This is a genomic window from Tateyamaria sp. (assembly GCF_059783535.1).
Map to the genome: position 1 here is coordinate 1 of NZ_JBYNDP010000178.1, position 5,987 is coordinate 5,987.

The 5,987-nt window shown below is 60.6% G+C and carries 7 protein-coding genes; 4 read left to right on the forward strand and 3 right to left on the reverse strand.

The window, feature by feature from the left end:
- Both AC6RA8_RS20470 and AC6RA8_RS20475 read left to right on the forward strand, forming a co-directional pair.
- On the forward strand, positions 1–669 hold a 669-nt coding region (locus AC6RA8_RS20470), incomplete at its 5' end, for a TSCPD domain-containing protein (RefSeq protein WP_500355403.1).
- 399 nt (positions 670–1,068) lie between these two features.
- Positions 1,069–1,506: a YHS domain-containing (seleno)protein gene (locus AC6RA8_RS20475; RefSeq protein WP_500355405.1), complete on the forward strand. Its 438-nt coding sequence runs from the start codon at positions 1,069–1,071 to the stop codon at positions 1,504–1,506.
- 51 nt (positions 1,507–1,557) lie between these two features.
- On the opposite strand, the gene AC6RA8_RS20480 is transcribed toward AC6RA8_RS20475, so the two are convergent.
- Positions 1,558–2,031 carry an RNA polymerase sigma factor gene (locus AC6RA8_RS20480; RefSeq protein ID WP_500355408.1) on the reverse strand — a complete coding sequence of 158 codons (474 nt, stop codon included), beginning with the start codon at positions 2,029–2,031 and terminating at the stop codon, positions 1,558–1,560.
- A 238-nt stretch (positions 2,032–2,269) separates the two neighbouring features.
- Here AC6RA8_RS20480 and AC6RA8_RS20485 point away from each other — a divergent pair, with 238 nt between their 5' ends.
- Positions 2,270–2,518 carry an EF-hand domain-containing protein gene (locus tag AC6RA8_RS20485; protein ID WP_500355410.1) on the forward strand — a complete coding sequence of 83 codons (249 nt, stop codon included), beginning with the start codon at positions 2,270–2,272 and terminating at the stop codon, positions 2,516–2,518.
- A 403-nt stretch (positions 2,519–2,921) separates the two neighbouring features.
- Here the strand turns inward: AC6RA8_RS20485 and AC6RA8_RS20490 are convergent, their stop codons facing one another.
- Positions 2,922–4,463, reverse strand: a complete 1,542-nt coding sequence (locus AC6RA8_RS20490; RefSeq protein ID WP_500355412.1) for a trimethylamine methyltransferase family protein — start codon at positions 4,461–4,463, stop codon at positions 2,922–2,924.
- Positions 4,464–4,854: 391 nt separating this feature from the next.
- Here AC6RA8_RS20490 and AC6RA8_RS20495 point away from each other — a divergent pair, with 391 nt between their 5' ends.
- A complete protein-coding gene (locus tag AC6RA8_RS20495) occupies positions 4,855–5,442 on the forward strand; it encodes an outer membrane protein (protein ID WP_500355414.1) in 588 nt (195 codons plus the stop codon).
- 2 nt (positions 5,443–5,444) lie between these two features.
- On the opposite strand, the gene AC6RA8_RS20500 is transcribed toward AC6RA8_RS20495, so the two are convergent.
- Positions 5,445–5,987, reverse strand: a 543-nt coding sequence (locus AC6RA8_RS20500; protein ID WP_500355416.1) for a pyridoxal phosphate-dependent aminotransferase, incomplete at its 5' end; no start/stop codon positions are given.

The following is a 5,987-nucleotide window of genomic DNA, read 5'->3' on the forward strand; positions in this document are numbered from 1 at the left end:
ATGCACAAGGAAGGCGCTGGCTTCCGGGCAATGATGAACAACTTTGCCATCGCAGTATCCGTTGGCCTGCAATACGGTGTGCCGCTGGAGGAGTTCGTGGATGCCTTCACCTTCACCAAGTTCGAACCTGCGGGCATGGTTCAAGGCAATGACAGCATCAAGAACGCGACATCGATCCTCGACTACGTGTTCCGTGAATTGGCTGTGTCCTACTTGGATCGCACTGACCTGGCGCATGTGAAACCCGAGGGTGCCACCTTTGACGACATCGGTCGTGGCGAGGAAGAGGGCGTATCCAACGTCTCTGAACTGTCTGAGACTGCTGCGTCGAAGTCCCTGGAAGTGCTGAAGCAAATCAGCTCCACCGGCTATCTGCGCAAGCGTCTGCCTCAGGATCTGGTGGTGCTGCAGGGCGGCATGGCGGAAGAGGTCACAATGGACGCAGAGGTCGCCTTGCAGACGCTCGTGCCCGAAGTGGCAGTGAACGGTGCAGCATCCGTGTCGACGACGACCGTCACGGCGGCGACCACGACTATGGATGCGCGCACCAAGGCCAAGATGCAGGGCTACGAAGGCGAAGCCTGTGGCGAATGCGGCAACTACACGCTGGTGCGAAATGGCACCTGTATGAAGTGCAACACCTGCGGCGGGACGTCCGGGTGTAGCTAAGAGTTACGCACCCCGGGGAAGGGGCGCGAGGGGGCCGGGCCGGCTGGATCGGTCTGGCTCCCGACGAGACGGGTGGGGCGGTACTTGAAGTCCTTCCCACCTTCACACGGGGCGGGTGCGCTCGCCCCCGACGACGTTCAGGCCGCAGGCAGAAAAGTACCGGGCGGTTAACATATTGAGCCTGAACGGCGAAACTCACAGGGGGACCTTTTGGTCCCCCTTTTTTCTGCACGCGCGGGCTTAGCTCGTCCGCTCTGGAAGGCAATGAAACTCTGCCTGAAAAAAGCGTCAGAAAAACCGACCTTATCCTGATCTACACGTTAAATGCACGTGATGCGGGAATCACTTACTGCTGCCGGTGTCCACTCCCGAGACAACACTTCAATTTATGGAGCAGAAATGATGCTGAAAAAGATGCTGGCGATCCTTGGGGTCGCCGTGGCGATGGCCTTTGGTGCACAGAATGCGCAAGCGGGTAACCAGCTGGCGGTCGCCCTGAGCGGGTATGACACCGTGTCGTACCATGACGGCACGCCGATGGAAGGCGAAGCGCGCTTCAACCACTTCCACAATGGCGCGATCTGGTACTTTGCCAACGAAGAGAATCGCGACAAGTTCAAAGCCGATCCGGCCGCCTATGCGCCCGCATATGACGGCTACTGCTCTTGGGCGGCAAGCCAGGGTTACAAGGCCCCCGGCGACCCTCAGGTGTGGCAGGTTGTTGACGGCACATTGTACGTTCAGGTGCACCCGCGCGCGCAGGAACTGTGGTCCGAAGACATTCCCGGCTACATTGCGGCGGGCAACGAAAACTGGCCTCGCATCCACCCGTTCTAAATCCGAGGTTGGGATCAGTGAGATGGGCGGCGCTTTTGCGTCGCCCTTTTTCTATGCGTCCTTCGCCAAGGTGATGCGTAGTCTGGCTCGGGCGCGGGCGAGACGCGACATGACTGTCCCCAAGGGCAAGCCAGTCGCATGCGCCAATGCGCGGGGCGAGGTTTCGCCCGCAGCGACCAGTTCCATCAGCTGACGTTGTGGCTTGGGCAGTTTTGCGATTGCGGTAAGCGTGTCTGCGCAATCCAGTCGCAAAAGCGCATCCGGCTCTGTCAATGCATGATTATCCTTGAGATTGTCGGTGACCTGCAGCTTCAATATGCGCCGCGCACGGCTCGACAGGGTTTGCATCGCGTAAGCCGATAGATCGTCCATCCTGTGGCCGTCACGCAGGTGCTGGCACAGGATAAGCAATGTGTCCTGCACGAGGTCCTCGGCCTCGGCACGGTCGCGGGCCAGCTGCAGCGCGCGCTGTTTCAAAACAGGGATCAGAGGCACGAGGCGGCGAGGGCTGATGGGGCGGGTCATGGCTGCGAAGCTGGGCTTTCTCATACCACTTGAACAGCCCGGGGGTTTTCGCCGATCCCCTGTATACCCTCTTTTTGGGCAGCACGCCGCGCATGATAATCGCCCGGATCGGCAGGCGCTTGCGCGGTTGAGGGGGTGGAGATCGGGAGGGGGGTGCAGTGCCGAAATTTGTGCTCATGTACATCAAGGGCGCCGGAAACAGGCCCCTCAAACAACCAAACTCGATAGGAGTTCACCAATGACCAAGATTGCTTCTCTGACTTTCGTAGCAGCGCTCACCATCCCGGCCTTTGCAGTGGCCCAGGGCGCAGCGGATCTGGATACGAATGGGGATGGCGTGCTGACCATCGACGAAGTGCAAGCAAGCTTTCCCGACATTACATCCGATGTTTTCACCGCGATGGACCTGAACGCCGATGGCGCTCTGGACGCAGATGAAGTCGCCGCAGCTCAAGAAGCCGGCCTTATGCCACCCACGGACGGCTAACCCGTACACCCGACTTTTGCCGCGTGTCATTGTCCGCGCGGCAAAGGGTGGGGGTGTGAGGTCCGGTCTCCCCCCAGGGGCCGGGCCTCATTTTCGTTTTAGGAGGGACAAGGGTGGATTCGGCTGCAGATTCACCTTGTTTTCATGAAGATGAATGCCGGTGGCAGGGTGTCAGCCTGCGTGCAGCATTCGTACACCCCCTGTACACCCCCAACGCACGGCCACCAGGGGGTTAACGCAACGCGCGGTGATCTTGGATTTTGCCGATTGCGACCTTTCGGAAACATCTATAGGCCGCGGCGCGACGCGATTTTTTGGGTGTGTCGACACCCGAGCCTTCGGGCAGGGTTTTCAAACAGGGAAGAGGGACCGTTTTGGCGGGGCGGTCCCCCTTTCCTTTGGGTCAACTGCTTGGCAGGTGGATGTTGAACTTGTCGCGAATGTCCGCATCAAGGGCAAAGTCGAGGGCTGCCGCTGGACGGCTGGCGAGAATTTCCACCTTGCGCGCCGCCGCTTTTTCCAAAAGGTCCGGCTTGCCCAGTTCGGCCCATTCCTTGGGTGAGGTGCGGTCGCCGAATGTCGGATAAACACAGTCCGATTGCATGCGCGATAGCGTCTGTTCAGTCCCAAGGTAATGACCGGGACCTTCCATGCACACCTGTGCCATCTGGTCGAGAGCCAGTGTTTCATCCGTCACTTCGATCCCGCGGGTGCAGCGCAGGGCCTGACCGATGATGTCGTCCCCGAGGATCAGGCTTTCGTGGCAGAAGCCCAGAAGTGATGCGTGCATGCCAGCAGCTTCGTAGACCATGTTCAGCCCCGAGATGCCAGCCATGACATTCGAACACATCTGTTCCCATCCGGCTTGCATGTCAGGCAGCTTGCTGTCTGTCGCCCCGGCCGCAGCGCCGCCGGGAAGGTCATAGAACCGGTGCATCTGTGCGCAACCTGCAGACAGCAATGCCTGCTCCCCTGAGCCGATGGACATGGCGCCTGTGCGCAGATCAAGACCGAAAGGCCATGTGCCGAAGATGGCTGGGGCGCCGGGTTTGACTGCGTTGACATAGACGAGGCCCGCGAGGCACTCGGCCACGGCCTGCACGATGGCGCCCGCAATGGTCGAGGGCGCCGTGGCACCGCTCATCCCCGCCGAGAGCAGCAGAACGGGCAGCCCGGCCTTGATGCATTCCTCCATCACCTGGCAGCTTTCGGAAGCGAATTTCATCGGCGGCACGACGAAGCAGTTCGTATTTGAGACGAAAGGGCGCGCGCGCCAGGCGTCTTCCCCGCCAGCAATCATGTGCAGCATTTCGACCGCAGGGGCCACGCAATGCGGTTCGGAAAAACTGGTGCCGATATGTTTGGTTGTGCCCGACACGCAGGCGTAGACCGAGTTGTACTCCATCTCGACCGTGTCGGGGATGTCGCGGCAGATCATCGGCCGTTGGCAGAAGTGGATGTTGTCGAGCACATCGCATATGCGCGCGGCGTCGTGCAGGTCCTGTACTGTACTGTCGCGGTAGTTCTGCCCATCGATATCGACCATGTGCACCGCCGCTCCAGCCGTGCCGTAATGAACGCGGGAGCCGCTGAGATCGAGATCGTGTTTGCCGTCGCGGCTGCACAGGGTGATCGACCTGTTCGCCTTTGCAATGGTGTCTTCGACAAGTGCGCGCGGGAAACGGATGCGCCCGTCTTCGCCCAGGAGTGCGCCCGCACCTGTCAGGTATTCCACGCCGGACGGCGGCGCATCGGCGAGGCCGATGGTTTCGAGTGCGTCCAGTGCAGCCGTGTGGATGCGCTGAACCTCTGCGTCGGTCAGTGGATTGTAGCGGCCGCCCTCAAGGCCGGGGCGCACTGGGCGCAGATGGTCGGGGAGGGCGGTGGCGCGCGCAGCACGGCGTGCGGCCCGGCCGCCAGAGCGAGAGGGGGATTGGTCGTTCATTTGCATAGTCCATGGGTAAGTGTGCGATGTATCGAGTGTGGTCAGATCACACCGATACTGGTCGCCCACGCGCGGCCCTGCCGCGTTCGGCCCCGATGGTACGTGCCACCAGTGAAATCTTGCTAAAGGTGCCTTGCACGGTGTGCGAGTCCTCCGTCACCTTTGTTTCAGCATGTCACTCTTCGTCACGGTGACGTGCGAAACGCCGCCTGTCTTGTCTGTTTGCGACACCGTGCACGCGGCTTATTGCTGCCACTTTGCGCGGATTTGGGCGGTCTGATGCGCAGTCACCGCACTGTGAGCGCCGGGGGCTGGAACTGTGCTGCGTCATGCACAGATGTGTACGGGGCGGCGCGCAATCGCGCTGTGCCACGAAAAAAGGAGCAGACTTATGAAGACGCGCATTATTGCGATTGGGTTGGCAATGGCCCTGGCAAGCCCGGCTCTGGCTGGCAGCCTTGATGCCCCGGCACCCGAACCTGTGGCGCCTGTACCCCCGCCCCCCGCGCCGGTACAGACGTTTGGCGGCGACTGGACGGGTGGTTATGCCGGTTTGCAGTTGGGTTATGGCGATGTCGATGGATCTGGCGATGCGGATGGTGACGACATTCTTTACGGTGCGCATGTCGGGTACCGCTACGATTTCGGGACTTTCGTCCTGGGTGGCGAGCTCGACTATGACTTCACCGACATTGACCTGAATGGCGCTGCGGATGTTGACAGTGTCGCCCGATTGAAGCTGCAGGCTGGCTACGACTTCGGTCGCACGCTGGGGTATTTCACGGCTGGTGTTGCTGATTTGGACACGTCGATTGGTTCTGAGACCGGCGAGTTTTACGGTATCGGCGTGGCCTACCAGATCAACGACCGTTACACCGTCGGGGCCGAGCTTTTGGAGCACAGCTTTGACGATATCGACGGCTCGGGCGTCGATGCGGATGCCACGACCCTGACCGTACGCGGTTCGATCCGGTTCTGATCTCAGGCTGCGCGCGCTTCGGCAAATGTCGTAAGCGTGCGCAGTGCCTGTTCAAATTCGGCGTCGTCGATTGTCATGGCGACCCGAATGTGACCGGCGGCGGCTTGTCCAAAGCTTTCGCCGGGCATGACAGCTATATGGTGTTCGTCCAGAAGGGCGTTGGCGAAATCGTCCCCCGTCATCCCGGTCGCGCGGATATCCAGCATCAGGTACATGGCTCCTTGGGCCGGAATCAGACCAATGGTGTTCTGGCCTGACAATACGTTCTGCGCGATGGCGCGGCGGCGTTTGAACGGCGCTGCGATGTCTGCTTCGAAGTCCGGGCCTTGATCCAGTGCGAAGACCGAGGCGTCCTGAATGAACCCGGGCACGCCGTAGGTCGTGTGTGTGGCGAAGGTAATCAGATGCGCAATCACCGCCTCCGGACCAATGACCCAACCGCAGCGGGATCCCGTCATGGCGTGGCTTTTCGACATGGAGCCAACCACCAATGTGCGTTCTGCCATGTCGGGCAGGGAACGGGGTGAGATATGTTCGCCCTCCCA